The organism is Amycolatopsis sp. CA-211722, from assembly GCF_056828465.1.
The window spans coordinates 7,136,286-7,155,031 of sequence record NZ_CP184752.1 but is presented as its reverse complement, the minus strand read 5'-3'; the positions used below and the strand labels follow the sequence as shown (position 1 = coordinate 7,155,031).

The following is an 18,746-nucleotide window of genomic DNA, read 5'->3' as shown; positions in this document are numbered from 1 at the left end:
AAGCACTCAGTACCGGTAGTGGTCCAGCTTGTACGGGCCCTCGACGTCCACGCCGATGTACTCGGCCTGGCGCTTGGTCAGCTTCGTCAGCCGGACGCCCAGCGCGTCGAGGTGCAGGCGGGCCACCTTCTCGTCGAGGTGCTTCGGCAGCACGTGGACGTCGGTGGTGTATTCACCCTGCTTCGTGAACAGCTCGATCTGCGCGATCGTCTGGTTGGTGAAGGAGTTCGACATCACGAAGCTCGGGTGGCCGGTCGCGTTCCCGAGGTTCATCAGCCTGCCCTCGGACAGCACGATGATCGAGTGCGCCTCGCGGTCCGCCGTCGCGGGGAAGACCCACTCGTGCACCTGCGGCTTGACCTCGATCTTCTGGATGCCCGGGATCTTCGCGAGGCCGGCCATGTCGATCTCGTTGTCGAAGTGCCCCACGTTCGCGACGATCGCGTTGTGCTTCATGTTGGCCATCTGGTCGGCCATGATGATGTCGAAGTTGCCGGTGGTGGTGATGAAGATGTCGCCCCGCCCGACGACGTCGTCGAGTTCCACGACGTCGAGGCCCTCCATCGCCGCCTGCAGCGCGCAGATCGGGTCGATCTCGGTGACGACCACGCGGGCGCCCTGGCCGCGCAGCGATTCCACGGCGCCCTTGCCGACGTCGCCGTAGCCGCAGACGACCGCGACCTTGCCCGCGATCATCACGTCGGTGCCGCGGTTGAGACCGTCGATGAGCGAGTGGCGGATGCCGTACTTGTTGTCGAACTTCGACTTCGTCACGGAGTCGTTCACGTTCATCGCCGGGAAGAGCAGCTCGCCTTCCTTGGCGAGCTTGTAGAGCCGCTTGACGCCGTTGGTGGTCTCCTCGGTGACCCCGCGGACCTCCTTGGCGATCCGGGTGAACCGGCCGGTGTCGCGGCCGAGGCTTTCGCGCAGGGTCTCCAGCACGAGGCCGTACTCCTCGCCGTCTTCCTCGGTCGCCTGCGGGACGGCGCCCGCGGCCTCGAACTCGACACCCTTGTGGATCAGCAGGGTCGCGTCGCCACCGTCGTCCAGGATCATGTTCGGGAGGCGTCCGTCACCGAAGTCGAAGAGCTGGTCGGTGCACCACCAGTACTCGGCGAGGGTCTCCCCCTTCCATGCGAAAACCGAGGAGCCCGACGGGTTCTCGACGGTGCCGTCCGGGCCGACGACGACGGCCGCGGCCGCCTCGTCCTGCGTGGAGAAGATGTTGCAGGACACCCAGCGCACTTCGGCGCCCAGCGCGACGAGCGTCTCGATCAGCACGGCGGTCTGCACGGTCATGTGCAGCGAACCCGCGACCCGTGCGCCCTTCAGCGGCTGCGAGTCGGCGTATTCGCGGCGCAGCGCCATCAAACCGGGCATCTCGACCTCGGCGAGGCGCAGCTGCTTGCGGCCGGCCTCGGCCAGGGAAAGGTCGGCGACGGCGAATTCGATCCCGTTGACCTTGGACAGGGTCGGGCTCATGGGTTCTCCAATCATCAAGGAAGGCAGGGCGGAGCGGTCCTTTTCGCCGGTGGCGGGAAGGACGGTGTCAGTGCGGGGGATTCAGTGCTCGGCCTCGAAGGCCGGAAAAGGGTTCGGACGCAACAAAGGCACCTCCACTGTGGGAGGCGCCCTTACGTCTGTCGCGGCGGGCCGAGCGTGGCGGAAGAATTCCGTCGCAGCGCCTCTCGACCCGGAACCAAGAATGGCAAAGCGCCGCGAGCGCTGTCAAGGCGACACGGATCGCTCCGCAGCCGAGAGGAATTCGGCGCGGACGCCCAGCAGGCGGACCGGACGGCCGAGGTCGAACATGTCGAGCACGGCCAGGGCCGCCTGTTCGATTTCGGCGGGATCGGAGGTCCGGGCGGGCAGGGTCATGCTGTGCGTATGGGTCTGGAACGGGGCGAACCGCACCTTGACCGCGACCCTGGCCGCGGGCCTGCCCTCCTCGGCGACGTCCTGCGAGACCCGTTTCGCCAGCGCGACGACCTCCGCGGCCATGGCCTCCGGATCGGTGATGTTCTGCTGAAAGGTCGTCTCGCGGCTACGGGATCGCGCGACGTACGGCGTGGCGGTGACCTCGGCGTCACCGATCCCGCCGGCGAGGATCCGGTACCAGGGGCCGAGCTTCGGACCGAACCGGGACGCGAGGTCCGCCGGATCGGCGCCCGCCAGTTCCAGCACGGTGTGGTAGCCGGCTTCGGCGAGCTTCTTCGTGGTCTTGGTGCCGATGCCCCACAGGGCGTCCGTCGGCCGTTCGGCCATGACGTCCCACCAGTTGTCCTGGACGAGGCGGAAGATCCCCGCCGGTTTGGCGAATCCGGTGGCGAGTTTGGCGCGCAGCTTGTTGTCGCCGATGCCGACGGAGCAGGAAAGCCCGGTTTCCCCGGCCACTTCCCGCCGGATGTCGGCGGCGAGGGCTTCGGGATCGTCGGTGGTGACGCCGAGGAACGCTTCGTCCCAGCCGAGCACTTCGACGACCACGGGGAATTCCCGCAGTGTCGCCATCACCCGATCGGAGACCTCTTGGTACGCGGGCGCGTCGGTGGCGAGGAAGATCGCGTCAGGGCAGCGTTTCGCGGCGGTTCGCAGGGGCATCCCGGACCTGATGCCGAACTCCCGCGCCTCGTACGACGCCGTCGCCACCACGGCCCGCTCCGTGGGATCGCCCGTACCGCCGACGACGACGGGCTTGCCGCGCAGCTCAGGCCGCCGGGCGACCTCGACCGCCGCGATGAACTGGTCGAGGTCGACGTGAAGCACCCACTTCCCGGCGGCCATGCCACCGAGCTTAGGACCGATCGGCGATCTCGTCGCGCATCCGCTGCTCGTTCTCCTGCAGTTCGGGGGTGAAGTTGTCGCCGAAATCCTCGGCTTCGAGGATCTTGCGGATCTCGAGCACGGTGTCGCCGGTCGGGGGAGTGGGGCAGCGCTTCGCCCACTCGATCGCCTCGGCGCGCGAAGGGACGTCGACGATCCAGAACCCGCCGACGAGTTCCTTGGCTTCGGTGAACGGGCCATCGGTGACGGTGGCCCCGGCCGGGGTGAGGGTGACCCGTGCGCCCTTCGAGCTCTCCTGCAGGCCTTCGCCGCCGACCAGCACCCCGGCGTCGAGCATCTCCTGGTTGAACTTCGCCATGGCGGTCAACGCCTCCATCGGCGGCATCTTCCCGGCTTCGGAGTCCTCGTCGGCCTTGATGATGATCATGAAACGCATGCGTCTTCCTCCCAGTGAACCGGACGTATCGCCCGGACTCTACCGGCGAGCGGGAAGACGATCAGGCGCGCCCGAACCGGGAAAGATGCACGATCACCGCCGCGGTCACGGTGATCATTCCCATCAGGAGCAGGGCTGGGCTGTTCACCACGATGCCGAGCAGCATGAGCAGTCCCGCGGTGATGTCGAGGCTGAGAACGAGGGCCAAGCGAAGCAAGGGGGATCGGGCCGGCTTGCCGGACCGGAGCCGCGCGGCCAGCGCCGGCTCGGTGAGCTCGAACCAGCGCTCGATCTTCTCCAGCTCTTGCCGATCGTGATGGCTCAGCATCGGTTTCTCCTTCGGCGCGCCCCGGCCGTCGACACCCACGGAATACCCAGGAGGAAGGCCGGATAAGCATCGAATTTCGCCGAGCTTCGTATAACGACCTATACGGCTCGTGAACGAAAATCCTTCCTGGTCCTAAGCATTGCGCCATTGGGGGTCTTGGCGCGCTGAAAGATCGTCAAGGAAGGGGGGAACTCGGTAGTTTCCACGCGCGTGGCCAGGGCGGCCGCGGCTGCGCCATCTGGGAGGACGCGAGCGATGACCATACCCACCGAACCGATCGGCAGTATCCCCCGTCCCGGCTATCTCATCGAAGCGCTCGGTGAGCACGCTGCCGGACGGCTCGACACCGACGGGCTCGGCGAGGCTCAGGAAAAAGCTCTTGGGGAGACCATCAAGCGGCTGGAGGAGACCGGCTCGCCGGTCGTCAGCGACGGCGAACAGGGTAAGCCGAGTTTCGCCACGTATCCCTTGGCGGGCCTCACTTCGCTGGCGCCGGACGGCGTCGTCATCCCGTTCGCCGACGGGCACACCCGGCAGCTTCCGCGGCTGACCGCCGGGCCGTTCCGCTACCAGACCTACGCCGACGCCTACCTGCGTGAGGCCAAGAAGTACGCGACCCGGCCGGTGAAACAAGCGGTGATCGCGGCTTCGGCGATCAGCCTCGTCTATCCCGGTGAAGAACTGGCCGGATACGACAAGGAACAGTTCACCGCCGACCTGGTGAACGAGGCCGAGGCCGACATCCGCCGCAGTCTCGACGCGGGTGCGGACAGCGTCCAGATCGACTTCACCGAGGGCCGGTTGTCGCTCAAGCTCGATCCGTCCGGCGGCCTGCTGAAGTCCTTTGTGGACTTGAACAACGCCGTACTGGACCGGTTCTCCGAGGAGGAGCGGAAGAAGATCGGCGTGCACACCTGCCCTGGCGGGGACCAGGACTCCGTGCACAGCCTGGACGTCGACTACGCCGGACTCCTGCCGACGTTGTTCGAGCTGAAAGTGGGCAACGTCTACGTCCAGCTGGCCAGCGAGGCCGATCCCGAGCGGGCACTGCGGGTGATCGCCGAGCACTCCCGCCCGGAGCAGCGGGTGTTCGTGGGCGTGACCGACCCGATCGACCCGCGCGTCGAAACCGCCGAAGAGGTCAGGGACAGGGTTCTCCAGGCGGCGCGGTACATCTCGCCGGACCGGCTGGGTACCTGTGACGACTGCGGTTTCTCACCGTTCGCCGACGACACCTCGACGTCGCGGGACACCGCGTTCGCCAAGATCGCCGCCCGGGTCGAAGGTACGCGCCTCGCCGCCGAATCCCTCTGACGTCGTGTGATGGGCGCCTTCGGTCAGTTCTGCACCGCGACCCGGATGCCGAGGCCGACCAGGAAGGTGCCCATCACCGCGTCCATCGCGCGGCGCACCCTGCCGGAGCTGAAGAACCTCCGCAGTGAACCGACCAGCGTCGCCAGGACGAAGGTCCAGACGACGGCGACCGCGGTGGCCAGCACGGCCAGTTGCAGGGTTTGCGCGGTCGAGGCCGAATGCGGGAGGAACTGGGGGATCAGCGCGAGGAAGAACATCGCGACCTTCGGGTTGAACAGATTGGTGAGCAGCCCCTGCCGGAACGCCTCCTTGGGCGAGACGGCGGGCGCCACCCTGTCCTTCAGTTCGCTGTAGTCGCCGCGGCGCACCGCCAGCCACGCCTTGACGCCGAGGTAAATGAGGTACCCGGCGCCGATCAGCTTCACCACGGTGAAAGCGATGGCCGACGCGGTGAGGATCGCGGCGACCCCGAGCGCGATCGCGACCACCCAGCCGAAGACGCCGAGCGCGATACCGAGCCCGGCGGCGATCCCGGCCTTGCGCCCACCGAGGATCGCGGTGCGGGTCACCACGAGGAAATCCGGGCCCGGCGCCATCGCGCCGAGCAGGCAGATCAAGACGAACGAGAGTGCGGTGGCCCCGGAGATCATGTTCGGATGCTATCCGGCTCGTCGATGTCCCTGGCCATCACGGCGCCCGGGACGTCGACGCCGTCGGGGGTCGTGACGGTCACCCGTTCCACTTCGGTGAAGCCGAACGACCGGTACAAGGGGACACCGGGCAGGGTCGCGGTCAGGGTCAGCGAGGTGAAGCCCTCGGCCTTCGCGGCGAGCCGGCACGACTCGAGGATCGCGCGCCCGAGACCGCGGCGTGTCCAGTCGCCGCGGACGAACATGGCGCGCACCCGAGCGGGTTCGGTGGCCGGATCGAGCGGCCGGTCGTCGTCCGAGGCGTCGCCGGCGCCCGCGTGGGTCTTGTTGCGTCTGCTCCAGCCGCCGCAGGCGACGATCTCGCCGTCCGCCTCGTGCACGAAGTAGGTGCCGTCTTCGATCAACCGCAGGTCGAGGCGTGCGATGTGGTCCGCCGCGCTCGCGGTCTGCCGTTCGTCGTAGAACCGGGGGAACAACTCCAGCACCGAGGCCCGCATCAGCGCCGCGATGGCGGGAGCGTCGGCGAGGGTGGCCGTCCGCTGCGGCGGCGTGTCCGTCGTCATGTCGCGGAAGATAGCCAACGACCGCGGCCACGCCTACCGGATAATCGCGTGATGATCACCGATGACGGCTGCGAGCTGTGGACCTCGTCGCGTGGCCGGGGTGAACCCATTCTGTGCTGTCACGGCGGCCCGGGCCTGTGGGACATGTTCGGCACCCTCGATCTCGGACCGCGTTTCCGGCTTGTCCGGTGGGATCAGCGCGGTGCCGGGCGTTCGGAAGTGCGTGGTCCGTACACGCTCGAACGGATGGTCGCCGACGTCGACGCCGTCCGCGAGTGGCACGGCCTCGACCGTGTCCCGGTTCTCGGCCATTCGTGGGGTGCGCATCTCGGTCTCCTCTACGCGCTCGCGCGACCGGACCGGGTGAGCGCGCTCGTGTACGTGTCCGGCGTCGGGCTCGGTCACGAATGGCACGCGGAGTTCGAACGGAACTCCGATCGGATGGTGGGAGAGAAGCCGCGCGGTGACGGGCGCGCACGCGCGGTTCGGCAGTGGACGGCCGATTTCGTGTCCGACGGCGCGCGTCATGCCGAAGCGATGGCGACGCCCTGGTTCCCGGTGAACTACGAGGCGAACAGGGTGCTCAGTGAGGAGATGCGGGCCGTGCCGGAGCCGGAGCTGGTCTCGGCGTGCGAGTCGCTGCGGGTACCGACGCTGATCGTGGACGGCATGGCCGACAACCGGCCTCGGTGGGCCGTCGACTCCTTGGAGCAGGCCTTGCCGTCGGTGCGGCGCGTGCGGTTCGAGGACGTCGGGCACGTGCCCTGGCTGGAGGCGCCGGCCGAGTTCCGGGCCGCTGTGACGGAGTTCCTGACCGGCTTGTGAGCGGCCGCCCCGCGGGTGTTCGGACATGACGGGCGCGGTGGCGCGGCAAATGTGAATATCATTCATGTTTGCTGTCGGGCGAGGTGCGCGAAGGATGAATTCCGCTATATTCCCGGAAAGTTTCGGGTATTCGACGAGAGGGTCGCGTTGTGTCCTGTCTCGCTGGCGGGACGCGCCGGATGTCTTGGCGTGCTCCGGTCGGAGGTGTAGCGTCGGTAATGCGAATGCCGGGCTTTTCTGATCGGTATTTACGCACTGGAGTGTTGGAAGTGTTGTAATCGAATCTCGCCCGTTTCGCGCGTTCCTTGAATCGTGCGCGGTGGCGATGAAAATATTCGATCGACGAAACGGGTCGGTGATGAAGGGAATTATCCTTGCCGGTGGCAATGGCACCCGGCTGCATCCCCTGACGAAGGGGACGTCCAAGCAGCTGCTCGCCATTTACGACAAGCCGATGGTGTACTACCCGCTTTCGGTGCTGATGCTGGCCGGTATCCGGGAAATCCTGGTGATCTCCACCCCGCAGAGTGTTCCGCCGCTTCGGAACCTGCTCGGTGACGGCTCCCAGATCGGTCTGGAGATCACCTACGCGGAGCAGCAGGAGCCGCGCGGCATCGCGGAGGCGCTCCTTATCGGCGCGGATCATGTCGACGGGGGGCCGTCGGCGCTGATTCTCGGTGACAACATCTTTCACGGCGCGGGTTTTCCGCGCATTCTGCGGGCATCTCGTGAACGGCTCGACGGCTGCACGCTGTTCGGCTATCCGGTTTCCGACCCGGAGCGATACGGGATCGGTGAGACCGATGAGCGCGGCGCGCTCGTCTCGCTCGAGGAAAAGCCGTTGCGGCCCCGTTCGGACAATGCGATCACCGGTCTTTATTTCTACGATTCGGACGCGGTGGAGATCGCGCGCGGCCTGGAGCCCTCTCCTCGCGGAGAGCTGGAGATCACCGACCTGAACCGGGAGTACTTGAAACTCGGCCGGGCACAGTTGTGCAGGCTCGGACGAGGCTTCACGTGGCTGGACGCCGGCACGCACGACTCGCTGCTGGCCGCCAGCCAGTACGTCCAGGTCATCGAGAAGCGGCAAGGGATCCGGGTGGCCTGCCTGGAGGAGATCGCGCTGCGCATGGGCTACATCGACGCCGAGACGTGCCACCGGCTCGGTGTCGAACTGAAGAGTTCGGAATACGGCCAGTACCTCATGCAGGTCGCCGAGACACTGGGCTGAGAGCCCGCGGCCCGGTCGTCGATCAACCTGTCCGCGCGGAGCGGATCGCAAAGGGAGTTTCTGTGAGCTATACGGAGTTTTCTCCGGAGCGGCTGCTGTCGCTCGGGTTCACCGCGCAGGAGGTGGTGGACGGCTCGTGGACGGCTCGGTGGGATCCGGACACCTCGGCCGCCGAGGAGCTGGTGAACCGGACGCTGGCGCCGACCGTTGATTTCCACACCTCGGGCACCACCGGCCCCAGCCGGACCTGGCGACGGTATCGGGAGCGGATCTGGCTGGAAGCGGGGATGCTCGCGGGCTTCGTCGCGCCGGAACGCCCGGGCGCCGTGGTCTCGTTCGTCCCGCCGACACATCTCTACGGCGCGTTGGTGACCACACTGGTTCCGGCCCACCTCGGTGTCCCGGTCTGGTACCGGTCGAACTTCTTCGGTGCCATGCCGAAGATCGAGCAGGGCAGGGTCGTGGTGATGGCGACACCGTGGATCTTCCGGCTGCTGCTGGAGCATCTGGACTGGGTCCGCGGCCTGGAGCACATCACCGTGATGTACGGCGGCGCCATGCTCCCGGCCACCGCGGGCGAGTTCCTGGAGAAGACCGGTCCAGAGCGGGCGCTGATCGTCGAAGTCATGGGATCGACCGAGGCAGGCGGTGTCGCGACCCGCCGCTGGCGCGAGGGTGAACCTCCGGAGTGGACTCTTTTCCCGGACGTGACCTTCGCCGACGAGGCCCCGGCATCGGGCGAGGAGATTCCGCTCGTGGTACGCAGCCCCCGGCTGGCTTTCCGCCCCGGCGAAGCGGCCCCGCCGACCTGGGAGGCCGACGATCGGATCGTGCGGCTGGGGGAGCGGGGCTTCCGGCTGGTCGGCCGGCGTGGCCGGCTGGTCAAGGTGAACGGCCGCCGGATCAACCTGGACGAGGCCGAGCACGCGATGCGCTCCGTGCTCGACTGCGTGGACCTCGCCTTGCGGCCGATCACCGACGACATGATCGGGGAGCACCTGGAGCTGCTGGTGGTGCTCGAACCCGGTACCGAACTGTCCGATGTGGATCTCAATCCGGCCTTCGGGCAACTGGGCGTGCGCCCGAAACGGGTGTACAGCGTGCCCCGGATCGAGCGGTCCGCCCTGGGCAAATTACGACATGACCAGTCTTCGAACGCAGCGAATGTGGAGGTTTCAGCACCGTGACGCAGATCGTGGAGCACGCGAGCCTGGAGCTGGCGAGCTTCGCCTACTTGGCGGATATCGTCCGTAAGGCGGAGTGGGACGGACGGCTCGAGCCGTGCACCGAAGAAGAGATCACCCGCATGGCGACCGCCACCAAGACGATCGACGACACCCTCGAGTCGGGCAAGCCGATCTACGGGCTCACGCAGGGATTCGGCCCGCTGGTGCTCTACGGCGCGGAATCCGAACTGGAACAGGGCAGCTCGCTCATCTCCCATCTGGGCACCGGGCAGGGACAGCTGTTGTCGCCGGACACGTCCCGGTTGGTGATGTGGCTGCGCCTGCAGAACATGCGGAAGGGATTCTCGTCCGTCTCGCCGGAGTTCTGGCAGAAGCTGGCCGACCTGCACAACAAGGGCTTCACCCCGGCGATCCCGCGTGACGGCACGGTGAGCGCGAGTGGCGACCTGCAGCCGATGGCGCACGCGGCGCTCACCTTCACCGGGCACGGCGAGGCATGGGAGCGCGACAAGCAGGGCCGCTGGGGGACTCGTCCGGCGACGGAGTCGCTCGCCTCGCTGGGGTCCGGCACCTTCGACTGGCCGGTCCGGGAAGCGCTCGCCTTCGTCAACGGGACCGGGGTGAGCCTGGCGGTCTCCATCGAGAACCACCAGTCCGCCGTGCGGCTGGTCCGCGCGGGCGCCCTGCTGGCCGGACGTCTCGCCACGCTGCTCGGCGCGAACCCCGAGCACTACGCCGCCGGGCACGCGGTGGCCCGCAACCAGAACGGTCAGCACATCGTCGCGGGCTGGATCCGTGACGAACTGCCCGAGGGCCACACCTGGAACGACAAGCGCGCGCTGCAGGAGCCGTACAGCCTCCGCTGTGTCCCGCAGGTGCTCGGCGCCGTGCTCGACCAGCTGACCAGCGCGGGAGACGTACTGGCCCGCGAGGTCGACGGCTGCCAGGACAACCCGATCGCCTTCGAAGGTGACGTCCTGCACGGGGGCAACTTCCATGCCATGCCGGTCGGTCTGGCGTCGGACCAGATGGGCCTCGCCGTCCACATGGCCGCGTACCTGGCCGAGCGTCAGATCGGGCTGCTGTTGTCCCCCGCCACCAACGGCGACCTGCCGATGATGCTGACCCCCCGTGCGGGCCGCGGCTGCGGTGTCGCGGGTGTGCACATCAGCGCGACGTCGTTCGTCTCCCGGATCCGGCAGCTGGTGTACCCGGCTTCGCTGACCACCCTGCCCACCAACGGGTGGAACCAGGACCACGTCCCCATGGCCCTGAACGGCGCGAACGGTGTCTCGGACGCGCTCGAGCTCGGCTGGCTCGTCATGGGTTCGCTCGCCCTCGGCGTCGCCCAGCTCGCGGTCATGACCGGGCACGAGCCGGAGACCTCGGGTGTCTGGGCGGAACTCGCCGAACTCTCGCCGCCGCTGGAGGCCGACCGCCCGATGGCGGCCGAGGTCCGCGCGGCCCGCGACCTGCTTTCGCGGCACGCGGCGGAGCTGCTCGCCTAGGCGGTGTCCGGCAAGTCATGTTCGCGGAGACCGCGAGCATGACTTGCCGGCACGGCCCCAGGTCGGGTCCGGATGGCCCGCCATCCCGGCGGCCGCGAGAAGAGGGAATGGATGTACGAGAACGGTTACGTCGAGGTCTACGACCTTCTCATGCGCAACCGGCCCAAGGATTACGCCGCCGAGGCGGCGGACGTGGCCAGGCTGGCCCGGGAGCGCAACCCCGGCGCGTCGTCCCTGCTCGACGTCGCGTGCGGCACCGGACTGCACCTCGAGCACTCGGTGCGGCTCTTCGACCGGGTGGTCGGGCTGGACCAGTCCGCGGACATGCTGGCCTTCGCGCGCCGGCGGATGCCCGGGCTGGACATCCTGCGGGGCGACATGCGCGACTTCGACGCCGGCGCGAAGTTCGACGTCATCACCTGTATGTTCGCCGTCCCGCATCTGGATTCGGCGGCCGAACTTCAGGCGATGGTCGACTGTTTCGTCCGGCATCTGGAACCCGGCGGGGTGCTGGTCGTCGAGCCCTGGCGCACCACGGAACAGTTCACCGAAGGCTATGTGGCCACCGATCTCATCGAGGCCGGCGAATGGAAGATCTTCCGCGCCTCGCATTCCACTTACCATCCCGACCGCGCCGACCAGGCACGGATGGTGGTGCACTACGCCAGTGTCCATCTGAAGTCGGGGATCCAGCATTTCACCGACACCGTGGCGCTGACCTTCTTCGAGCCTGAGCACTACGAAGCCGCGTTCCGCGCGGCGGGCTGCCGGGCGGAGTTCCTGCCGGGCGGCAGGTTCACCCAGGGACTGTGGATCGCCCAGCGCGACTGATCGCCGCGTTCCCCTTGACGACTCGCATGCGAAAGCCGCCTCTGACCCTTCGGGAGGCGGCTTTCGGCGTGTCCTCAGCGTGTGCGGTGCTTGAGGGTGAGCTGTTCGAGATGGGCGACGAAATCGTTGGGGCTGGGCATCGCGCGGATCTCGGCGTCGAGGGCTTCGGCCCGCTGCCGGAGCCCAGGTTCGTTCAGCAGACGCAGGACGCCTTCGCGGATGTTTCGCGTGATCTCCCCGGCCGACTCCGCCCGCACGCACAGCGAACCACCTTGCGCCATCGCGCGGCGGGCGAGTTCGGGGGCATCGAACTCGGCGGGCACGGTGAGCTGGGGGACGCCGTGGCGGGCGGCGGTGAGAAAGGTGCCCGGACCGGCGTGGCTGATGACGACGTCGCAGGTGGCGCTGAGCGCGTTCAGCGGCGCGAACTGGACGACGCGGGTGTTTTCGGGGACGTGGCTGAGTTTCCGCTGTTCCGACTCCGCGATGGTCGCGACGAGTTCGATGTCCAGATCGGCGAGCGTGGTGAGGATGTCCTGGACGTCGACCGTGTAGCCGGCGAACTGCGTGGCGGCGGTCAGCCCCAGGGTGAGCGCCACGCGCGGGCGTTCCGGCGGTGTGCGCAGCCAGCTCGGGACGATGGCGGCGCCGTTGTAGGGGATGTACTGCAGGCCGGCGTACTCGAGGCCGTCGGCCTGCTGTGTCAGGGACGGCGGGAGCTGGTCGATGCTGAAATGGCCGACGGCGAGGTCTTCGGTGAAGTCGTCGCCGTACTTGCGGGCGTAGCCGCCGAGCCAGTCGGCCAGCGGGTCGGTGCGCTCGGCTTCGGGCCGCTGGTCCTTGAGGCCCAGGAAGGTCTGCCGGGTGACGCCGAAGACGTCGATGCTCCACAGCAGCCGGGCGCTGGCCGCGCCGCAGGCCTTGGCGGCGATGGATCCCGCGTAGCTGAAGGGTTCCCAGATCACGACGTCGGGCTCCCAATGGCGGGCGTACGCCACGAGCCCGGTGATCATCGGGAAGTTGTCGGGTTTGTGCGCGGAATCCACTGCCTCGCGATGGCCCGCGACCTGAAGCTCCCAGTCCGCCCGCTCGGGGAATTCCGCGACGTCCCAGGGGTTGGGCAGGCCGAGCCTGCCCTTCTCCATGCCTTCCGGATCGTGGCCGTTGATCCGCGCCGTCACCGAGTCCCGGCCGACGGGGACGGCGGTGAGGCCGGCTTGGGTGACGTGGTGGGTGAAGGCGGGTTGGCAGGCGATGTGGACTTCGTGGCCGGCGGTGCGGAGTGCCCAGGCGAGGGGCACCATCGACATGAAGATGGTTTTTTCCGGGATGACGGCGAAGAGGATGCGCATGGTGTGGGTTTCTTTTCGGCTGGTCAGCGGTGGCGGTGTTGGGTGGTGAGCTGTTCCAGGTGGGGGATGAGTTGGTTGGGGGTGGGGGTGGCGTGGATTTCGTCGCGGAGGTGGGTGGCGCGGTGGCGGAATCGGGGTTCGTTGAGGAGGCGTTGGAGGGCTTCGCGGATGTTGTGGCCGGTGGCTTCGGTGGAGGGGATGTTGAGTCCGGCGCCGTGTTGGGCGAGTTTGCGGCCGAGGATGGGTTGGTCGAAGTGGAAGGGGAGGGTGAGTTGGGGGATGGGTTCGCGGGCGATGGTGGCGAGGGTGGCGGCGCCGGCGTGGTTGATGACGGCGTCGCAGGTGGGGACGAGTGCGTGCCAGGGGACGTAGGAGACGAGGCGGGTGTTTTGGGGGATGTGGGTGAGTTTTCGTTGTTCGGTTTCGGCGATGGTGGCGATGAGTTCGATGTCGAGGTCTTCCAGTGCGGTGAGGATTTCTTGAATGTCCACTGTGTACCCGTTGAAGACCTGGGTGGCGGTCAGGCCGAGGGTGAGCGCCACCCTGGGCCGCTCCGGAGGAGTACGCAGCCAGCGTGGGACGACGGCGCGCCCGCCGTACGGGATGTATTGCGTGCGGACGTAGTGCAGGCCCTCGGCCTCGATCTGCAGTCCGCGCGGGAACTGGTCGATGGTGAAATGCCCGACGGCCATGTCCTCGGTGTACTCGCCGCCGTACTTGCGCGCGTAGGACCCGAGCCAGTCGGCCAGCGGATCGGCGCGCCGGCCTTCGAGCTGCTGATCCCGAAGGCGTACGAAGGTCTGCCGCGTGACGCCGAAGACGTCGACGCTCCAGAGCAGGCGAGCGTGTGCGGCACCGCAGGCCTTCGCGGCGATGGGCCCGGCATAGCTGAGGGGCTCCCAGAGGACCAGATCCGGTTGCCAGTACCGGGCGTAGTCCACGAGACCGGAGATCATCGGGAAGTTGTCCGGCTTGTGACTCTGGTAGACGACGCTCTGGTGGCTCTCCAGCAGCCGCTCCCAGTTCGCCCGGTCCGGGAACTCCGCGACGTCCCACGGTTCGGGGATCCCCACCCGGATCGACTCCAGGAGCTCGGGATCCTCGCGCAGTTTGGTCCACTTCGACGGGACGTCACGTCCGACCGGCACGGCCGTCAGCCCGGCCTGGGTGATGGTGTCGGCGAAGCCGGACTGGCTGGCGACGTGGACCTCGTGGCCGGCGGTGCGCAAGGCCCAGACGAGCGGCACGGTGTAGAGGAACGTGCTCTTCTCGGGGGCGACGGAGATCAGGACGCGCATCGTGGACCACTTCCTCGGTTCTCAGGCGCCGCGGTGCTTGGTGACCAGCTGCTCGAGCGCCGGGACGAAATCGTTGGGGCTGGGCATGGCGAGCAGTTCGTCGCGGAGTTCGGTGGCGCCCTGGCCGAACCGGGGTTCGTTCAGCAGGCGCAGCAGGCTCTCGCGGATGCTCCCCGCGGTCGCGTCCGCGGCCTGGATGCACAGCGAGCCGCCCTGGTTCTCCGCCCGGCGGGCCAGTTCCGGTTCGTCGAAGTCCCGGGGGATGGTGAGCTGCGGGACGCCGTCGCGCGCGACGGTGAGGAACGTGCCGGGCCCCGCGTGGTTGATCACGGCGTCACAGGTGGCCGTGAGGGCCTGCAGCGGAACGTAGGAGACGATGCGGGTGTTGTCCGGGACGCGGGTGAGGTGTTTCTGTTTCTCCTCGGCGATGGTGGCGACGATCTCGATGTCGAGATCGGCCAGGTTGTCGAGGATGTCCTGGATGTTCACCGTGTACCGCGAGAAGATCTCGGTGGTCGACAAGCCGAGGGTGAGCGCGACGCGGGGACGTTCGGGTCGCGTGCGCAGCCAGTTCGGGATGACCGCCGCGCCGCCGTAGGGGATGTACTGCAGGCCCGCGTAGTGGAGGCCGTCCGCCTGCTGCGCCAGCGAAGGCGGTAGTTCGTCGATGGTGAACTGGCCGGTGACCATGTCCTCGCTGAACTCGAAGCCGTACTTGCGGGCGTAGCCCCCCAGCCAGTCGGCGAACGGGTCGATGCGCTGGTCCTCGGGCTGTTCGTCCCTGAGTTCGAGGAAGCGCCGCCGGGTGACGCCGAAGACGTCGATGCTCCACAGCAGCCGGGCATGGGCGGCACCGCAGGCCTTGGCGGCGATCGACCCGGCGTAGGTGAGCGGCTCCCAGATGATCAGGTCGGGTTCCCAGAACCGGGCGTAGTCCACCAGATCGATGATCATCGGGTAGTTGTCGCGGCGGTGCCAGATGTTGACCATATGCGCGTAGTCCGCCGAGACCCGGTCCCAGCCGAGGTCCGCGCCGGACGGCTCGGCCACCTTGTACGGCGACGGAAGCCCCGCCACGTCGATGTCCTCCGGGTAGAACGCCGTCCGCAGCCGCGCGGTGGCGCTGCTGGCCCGGCCGACGGGGACGGCGGTGAGGCCGGCTTGGGTGACGTGGTGGGTGAAGGCGGGTTGGCAGGCGATGTGGACTTCGTGGCCGGCGGTGCGGAGTGCCCAGGCGAGGGGCACCATCGACATGAAGATGGTTTTTTCCGGGATGACGGCGAAGAGGATGCGCATGGTGTGGGTTTCTTTTCGGCTGGTCAGCGGTGGCGGTGTTGGGTGGTGAGCTGTTCCAGGTGGGGGATGAGTTGGTTGGGGGTGGGGGTGGCGTGGATTTCGTCGCGGAGGTGGGTGGCGCGGTGGCGGAATCGGGGTTCGTTGAGGAGGCGTTGGAGGGCTTCGCGGATGTTGTGGCCGGTGGCTTCGGTGGAGGGGATGTTGAGTCCGGCGCCGTGTTGGGCGAGTTTGCGGCCGAGGATGGGTTGGTCGAAGTGGAAGGGGAGGGTGAGTTGGGGGATGGGTTCGCGGGCGATGGTGGCGAGGGTGGCGGCGCCGGCGTGGTTGATGACGGCGTCGCAGGTGGGGACGAGTGCGTGCCAGGGGACGTAGGAGACGAGGCGGGTGTTTTGGGGGATGTGGGTGAGTTTTCGTTGTTCGGTTTCGGCGATGGTGGCGATGAGTTCGATGTCGAGGTCTTCCAGTGCGGTGAGGATTTCTTGAATGTCCACTGTGTACCCGTTGAAGACCTGGGTGGCGGTCAGGCCGAGGGTGAGCGCCACCCTGGGCCGCTCCGGAGGAGTACGCAGCCAGCGTGGGACGACGGCGCGCCCGGCGTACGGCGTGAACTGCATTCCGACGGTGTGCAGGCCTTCCGAGCGCTGCGTGAGCGACGGCGGCAGCTGGTCGATCGTGAAATGCCCGACGGCCATGTCCTCGGTGTACTCGCCGCCGTACTTGCGCGCGTAGGACCCGAGCCAGTCGGCCAGCGGGTCCGTGCGGCTGTCTTCGGGTTGTTCGTCCTCCAGGCGGCGGAAAAGCTGACGTACCCCGCCGAAGACGTCGATGCCGAACAGCAGCCGGGCATGGGCGGCACCGCAGGCCTTGGCCGCGATGGGCCCGGCGTACCCGAGCGGATCCCAGAGGACCAGGTCCGGTTGCCAGTACCGGGCGTAGTCCACCATCGGCGCGATCATCGGGAAGTTCGTCAGCCGGTGCCAGCCCTTGACCGCCTCGTCCATTCCCGGCGCCAGGTACTCCCACGTCGCCTTGCCGACGTCGTCGAAGGCGTCGTAAGGCGCCGCGATACCCGCGCGCATCGCGGCCCGCTTGTCCGGCTCCCGCGCGGTGACGCGCCAGAAGTCCCGGTCGGCGCCCACGGGGACCGCGGTCAGGCCGGCCGCGGTGATCGCCTCGGTCAGCGCCGGCTGCGCGGCGATCTGGACATCGTGGCCCGCGGCGCGCAGTGCCCAGCACAGCGGCACCATGTAATTGAGAAAGCTCCGCTCCGAAATCAGGACAGCCAGAACGCGCACGATTCCCCCTCGTCAGTTCGAACCGAGTGCGGATTCCCTGGCGACGGCGGCGGCGAGCTTGTCCAGACCTTCGAGCAGCGGTACCCGGGCAGACCAGCCCGCCGCCTCCTGGAAGGCGGAAGGGTCGAGGACGAAGTCCATGTCGTCCGTCGCCATCGGGCCTTCCTCGGACACGGCGGAGACCACCGGGGCCGGCGGCTCGCCGGTGTGGGTGGACACGACCTTGGCGATCATGGTGAACAGTTCCGCCACGCTGGTCGCCTGACCCGTGCCGACCAGCCAGGGGCGGCCGGCGACGGTGCCGGCCTCGTCGAGCGCGTGGACGAAGGCGCGCGCGGCGTCGTCCACGCAGAGCAGATCGCGTTTCGCCGAGCCGTCGTGCCACATCGTCAGCGGCTCGCCGGCGAACGCCCGGCGCATCATCGCCGCGACCACACCCCGGTCGTCGCCGGTGAAATCCGTGCCCTGGCTGAACAACGTCGCCAGCCGTAAGCTGCTGCCCCGCAGGACGCCCGCTTCGGTGGCGGCCAGGATGGCCTTCTCGCCCGCCAGTTTCTGCTCGTCGTAGACCGTCAGGGGCCGATCCGGTTCACTGCCGTCGATCCGCGGCAGTGCGGAGCGGCCGGTCTGCGACATCGATCCCGCCAGCAGCAGGACCGGCGGACGTTTCGCGCGGTCCCGGCGCAGGACATCGATGACGTCGTGGACCAGACCGAGGTTGACCCGCTCGCCCATCGGGTCCACAGAGGACGCCCGCCAGCTGGCCGCACCCGAAATACGGTGCGCCACCAGATGGATCACCGCGTCGCTGCCCGCCACGACGTCCGCGACGGCCCCGGAGGCCGTCAGGTCGACCTCGCGCGGCTCGATCGTCGCCTCGGCGTCCGGCGGGAGCACCGGTGTCCGGCGGCTGGCGAGCCGCAGCCGGATCGGGCGGCTCGCCAGCTCGCGCGTGATGGCCCTGCCGAGCAGTCCGGAGGCGCCGAGCACGGTGACGACGGGTTTCGAAGCCTGTTGGCCCACGGGGATCTCCTGAGTCCTACGGCGAGGCGGGGCAGGTCGTTGGAATCGGTTCGCGCGGTTCTCCTCCGGCGAGGCGGCTGCGTGGCGGGCGCCCGCGAGAACCGGATCGCCCGCCGTCCGGACCTCGGTTCGGAGAACTCAGGCCACGGCCCCGTCCTCTTCCGCCACGGTCTTCACGATGAACTCGGCGAGGTCGCGGAAGGTCTCGCCGGAGAAGTTCTCGAACTTCTCCAAGAGCTTGCGCTCCGTGTAGTTCTCGAGTTCGAGCAGCACCTGGACCATCGAAAAGGAGTCGAGGTCCCGCAGCGTCTTCGGCTCCGGCATGTCGGGCTGCTCGGCACAGATCGTCTGCGCCATGTACTGCACGGCCTCCTCGACCTTGTCGACGTCGGTCAAATCGATTTTGATCGTGACTTCTTCGCTCGACACGCCTGAATCATCTCCTTCTACATTGCTTTCCGTCGCCAAAGCGGGGACTCCACTCGGCACTCGCGAACACGAGAACGAATAGGAGCGTCGCTGCATACGCGAATCCAGGCGACGCACTGGCATAACGTGCGGCCGGTATTATTCTGGAGCCTAGCCGTCTCGCCGCCGCCGCGGCAACAACTCGCGCCGCGTCCCGGCAAGTCCCTGTCTCGCCGGCGAGACGCCACCATAACCGCAGCTGCGCCGAGCGAAGACGTGCCCATGGAAACCGCCGCGGTGATGGCTGAATCGCCGGGGAATGACGTACTCTCCGGTGGAATCGGGCAGCGGAACGCCGCCGAATAAGCGACGACTTCACGCCAATGCGATAAATGTCAAGCCTCCCGCGTGTCTCACCGG

The 18,746-nt window shown here is 67.9% G+C and carries 18 protein-coding genes; 6 read left to right on the top strand and 12 right to left on the bottom strand.

The window, feature by feature from the left end:
* Window positions 1-6: 6 nt before the first annotated feature.
* The 4 genes from ahcY to ACOCEP_RS33590 all read right to left on the bottom strand — a co-directional run bounded on the left by ahcY (window position 7) and on the right by ACOCEP_RS33590 (window position 3,545).
* Window positions 7-1,482 (bottom strand): adenosylhomocysteinase, encoded by a 1,476-nt coding sequence (ahcY, locus tag ACOCEP_RS33605; protein ID WP_482333326.1) that lies wholly within the window; start codon window positions 1,480-1,482, stop codon window positions 7-9.
* Between the two features lie 246 nt (window positions 1,483-1,728).
* Window positions 1,729-2,781: a DNA polymerase IV gene (locus ACOCEP_RS33600; RefSeq protein WP_482333324.1), complete on the bottom strand. Its 1,053-nt coding sequence runs from the start codon at window positions 2,779-2,781 to the stop codon at window positions 1,729-1,731.
* 10 nt (window positions 2,782-2,791) lie between these two features.
* On the bottom strand, window positions 2,792-3,217 hold the full coding sequence (locus ACOCEP_RS33595) for a YciI family protein (protein ID WP_482333322.1): 426 nt from the start codon (window positions 3,215-3,217) through the stop codon (window positions 2,792-2,794).
* A 61-nt stretch (window positions 3,218-3,278) separates the two neighbouring features.
* The gene (locus tag ACOCEP_RS33590) at window positions 3,279-3,545 is read right to left on the bottom strand and encodes a DUF3040 domain-containing protein (RefSeq protein ID WP_482333321.1); all 267 of its coding nucleotides are present in this window, start codon (window positions 3,543-3,545) and stop codon (window positions 3,279-3,281) included.
* A gap of 255 nt (window positions 3,546-3,800) precedes the next feature.
* On the opposite strand from ACOCEP_RS33590, the gene ACOCEP_RS33585 reads away from it, so the two are divergent.
* Entirely contained in the window at window positions 3,801-4,859 is a 1,059-nt protein-coding gene (locus tag ACOCEP_RS33585; protein ID WP_482333319.1) for a cobalamin-independent methionine synthase II family protein, read from the top strand.
* Window positions 4,860-4,882: 23 nt separating this feature from the next.
* Here ACOCEP_RS33585 and ACOCEP_RS33580 read toward each other — a convergent pair whose 3' ends face one another.
* Entirely contained in the window at window positions 4,883-5,509 is a 627-nt protein-coding gene (locus tag ACOCEP_RS33580; protein WP_482333317.1) for a LysE family translocator, read from the bottom strand.
* Window positions 5,506-6,072 (bottom strand): GNAT family N-acetyltransferase, encoded by a 567-nt coding sequence (locus tag ACOCEP_RS33575; RefSeq protein WP_482333315.1) that lies wholly within the window; start codon window positions 6,070-6,072, stop codon window positions 5,506-5,508. The genes ACOCEP_RS33580 and ACOCEP_RS33575 overlap by 4 nt, the downstream gene beginning before the upstream one ends.
* A 51-nt stretch (window positions 6,073-6,123) precedes the next feature.
* Here ACOCEP_RS33575 and ACOCEP_RS33570 point away from each other — a divergent pair, with 51 nt between their 5' ends.
* The 5 genes from ACOCEP_RS33570 (at window position 6,124) to ACOCEP_RS33550 (ending at window position 11,654) form a co-directional block, all read left to right on the top strand.
* Window positions 6,124-6,897 (top strand): alpha/beta fold hydrolase, encoded by a 774-nt coding sequence (locus ACOCEP_RS33570; protein WP_482333314.1) that lies wholly within the window; start codon window positions 6,124-6,126, stop codon window positions 6,895-6,897.
* A gap of 358 nt (window positions 6,898-7,255) precedes the next feature.
* On the top strand, window positions 7,256-8,128 hold the full coding sequence (gene rfbA / locus ACOCEP_RS33565; protein ID WP_482339868.1) for a glucose-1-phosphate thymidylyltransferase RfbA: 873 nt from the start codon (window positions 7,256-7,258) through the stop codon (window positions 8,126-8,128).
* Window positions 8,129-8,190: 62 nt separating this feature from the next.
* Complete coding sequence (locus ACOCEP_RS33560; RefSeq protein WP_482333312.1) at window positions 8,191-9,315, top strand: AMP-binding protein; 1,125 nt, start codon at window positions 8,191-8,193, stop codon at window positions 9,313-9,315.
* The gene (locus tag ACOCEP_RS33555; RefSeq protein WP_482333311.1) at window positions 9,312-10,823 is read left to right on the top strand and encodes an aromatic amino acid lyase; all 1,512 of its coding nucleotides are present in this window, start codon (window positions 9,312-9,314) and stop codon (window positions 10,821-10,823) included. The genes ACOCEP_RS33560 and ACOCEP_RS33555 overlap by 4 nt, the downstream gene beginning before the upstream one ends.
* A gap of 72 nt (window positions 10,824-10,895) precedes the next feature.
* The gene (locus ACOCEP_RS33550; RefSeq protein WP_482333310.1) at window positions 10,896-11,654 is read left to right on the top strand and encodes a class I SAM-dependent DNA methyltransferase; all 759 of its coding nucleotides are present in this window, start codon (window positions 10,896-10,898) and stop codon (window positions 11,652-11,654) included.
* A gap of 74 nt (window positions 11,655-11,728) precedes the next feature.
* On the opposite strand, the gene ACOCEP_RS33545 is transcribed toward ACOCEP_RS33550, so the two are convergent.
* The 6 genes from ACOCEP_RS33545 to ACOCEP_RS33520 all read right to left on the bottom strand — a co-directional run bounded on the left by ACOCEP_RS33545 (window position 11,729) and on the right by ACOCEP_RS33520 (window position 18,347).
* Window positions 11,729-13,006, bottom strand: coding sequence for an activator-dependent family glycosyltransferase (locus tag ACOCEP_RS33545; protein WP_482333308.1), 1,278 nt, complete (start codon window positions 13,004-13,006; stop codon window positions 11,729-11,731).
* A 23-nt stretch (window positions 13,007-13,029) separates the two neighbouring features.
* The gene (locus ACOCEP_RS33540) at window positions 13,030-14,304 is read right to left on the bottom strand and encodes an activator-dependent family glycosyltransferase (protein WP_482333307.1); all 1,275 of its coding nucleotides are present in this window, start codon (window positions 14,302-14,304) and stop codon (window positions 13,030-13,032) included.
* 21 nt (window positions 14,305-14,325) lie between these two features.
* Window positions 14,326-15,600, bottom strand: a complete 1,275-nt coding sequence (locus ACOCEP_RS33535) for an activator-dependent family glycosyltransferase (RefSeq protein ID WP_482333305.1) — start codon at window positions 15,598-15,600, stop codon at window positions 14,326-14,328.
* 23 nt (window positions 15,601-15,623) lie between these two features.
* The gene (locus ACOCEP_RS33530) at window positions 15,624-16,895 is read right to left on the bottom strand and encodes an activator-dependent family glycosyltransferase (protein WP_482333304.1); all 1,272 of its coding nucleotides are present in this window, start codon (window positions 16,893-16,895) and stop codon (window positions 15,624-15,626) included.
* A gap of 12 nt (window positions 16,896-16,907) precedes the next feature.
* Window positions 16,908-17,918: an NAD-dependent epimerase/dehydratase family protein gene (locus ACOCEP_RS33525; RefSeq protein ID WP_482333302.1), complete on the bottom strand. Its 1,011-nt coding sequence runs from the start codon at window positions 17,916-17,918 to the stop codon at window positions 16,908-16,910.
* A gap of 138 nt (window positions 17,919-18,056) precedes the next feature.
* Window positions 18,057-18,347, bottom strand: a complete 291-nt coding sequence (locus ACOCEP_RS33520) for a hypothetical protein (protein ID WP_482333300.1) — start codon at window positions 18,345-18,347, stop codon at window positions 18,057-18,059.
* Window positions 18,348-18,746: the final 399 nt, after the last annotated feature.

Coding starts and splice junctions, on each gene's coding strand:
- rfbA (WP_482339868.1), top strand. CDS start 7,256: ATGAAGGGAATTATCCTTGCCGGTGGCAATGGCACCCGGCTGCATCCC.
- ACOCEP_RS33585 (WP_482333319.1), top strand. CDS start 3,801: ATGACCATACCCACCGAACCGATCGGCAGTATCCCCCGTCCCGGCTAT.
- ACOCEP_RS33540 (WP_482333307.1), bottom strand. CDS start 14,304: ATGCGCGTCCTGATCTCCGTCGCCCCCGAGAAGAGCACGTTCCTCTAC.
- ACOCEP_RS33535 (WP_482333305.1), bottom strand. CDS start 15,600: ATGCGCATCCTCTTCGCCGTCATCCCGGAAAAAACCATCTTCATGTCG.
- ACOCEP_RS33575 (WP_482333315.1), bottom strand. CDS start 6,072: ATGACGACGGACACGCCGCCGCAGCGGACGGCCACCCTCGCCGACGCT.
- ACOCEP_RS33600 (WP_482333324.1), bottom strand. CDS start 2,781: ATGGCCGCCGGGAAGTGGGTGCTTCACGTCGACCTCGACCAGTTCATC.
- ACOCEP_RS33595 (WP_482333322.1), bottom strand. CDS start 3,217: ATGCGTTTCATGATCATCATCAAGGCCGACGAGGACTCCGAAGCCGGG.
- ACOCEP_RS33550 (WP_482333310.1), top strand. CDS start 10,896: ATGGCCCGCCATCCCGGCGGCCGCGAGAAGAGGGAATGGATGTACGAG.
- ACOCEP_RS33545 (WP_482333308.1), bottom strand. CDS start 13,006: ATGCGCATCCTCTTCGCCGTCATCCCGGAAAAAACCATCTTCATGTCG.
- ahcY (WP_482333326.1), bottom strand. CDS start 1,482: ATGAGCCCGACCCTGTCCAAGGTCAACGGGATCGAATTCGCCGTCGCC.
- ACOCEP_RS33590 (WP_482333321.1), bottom strand. CDS start 3,545: ATGCTGAGCCATCACGATCGGCAAGAGCTGGAGAAGATCGAGCGCTGG.
- ACOCEP_RS33570 (WP_482333314.1), top strand. CDS start 6,124: ATGATCACCGATGACGGCTGCGAGCTGTGGACCTCGTCGCGTGGCCGG.
- ACOCEP_RS33580 (WP_482333317.1), bottom strand. CDS start 5,509: ATGATCTCCGGGGCCACCGCACTCTCGTTCGTCTTGATCTGCCTGCTC.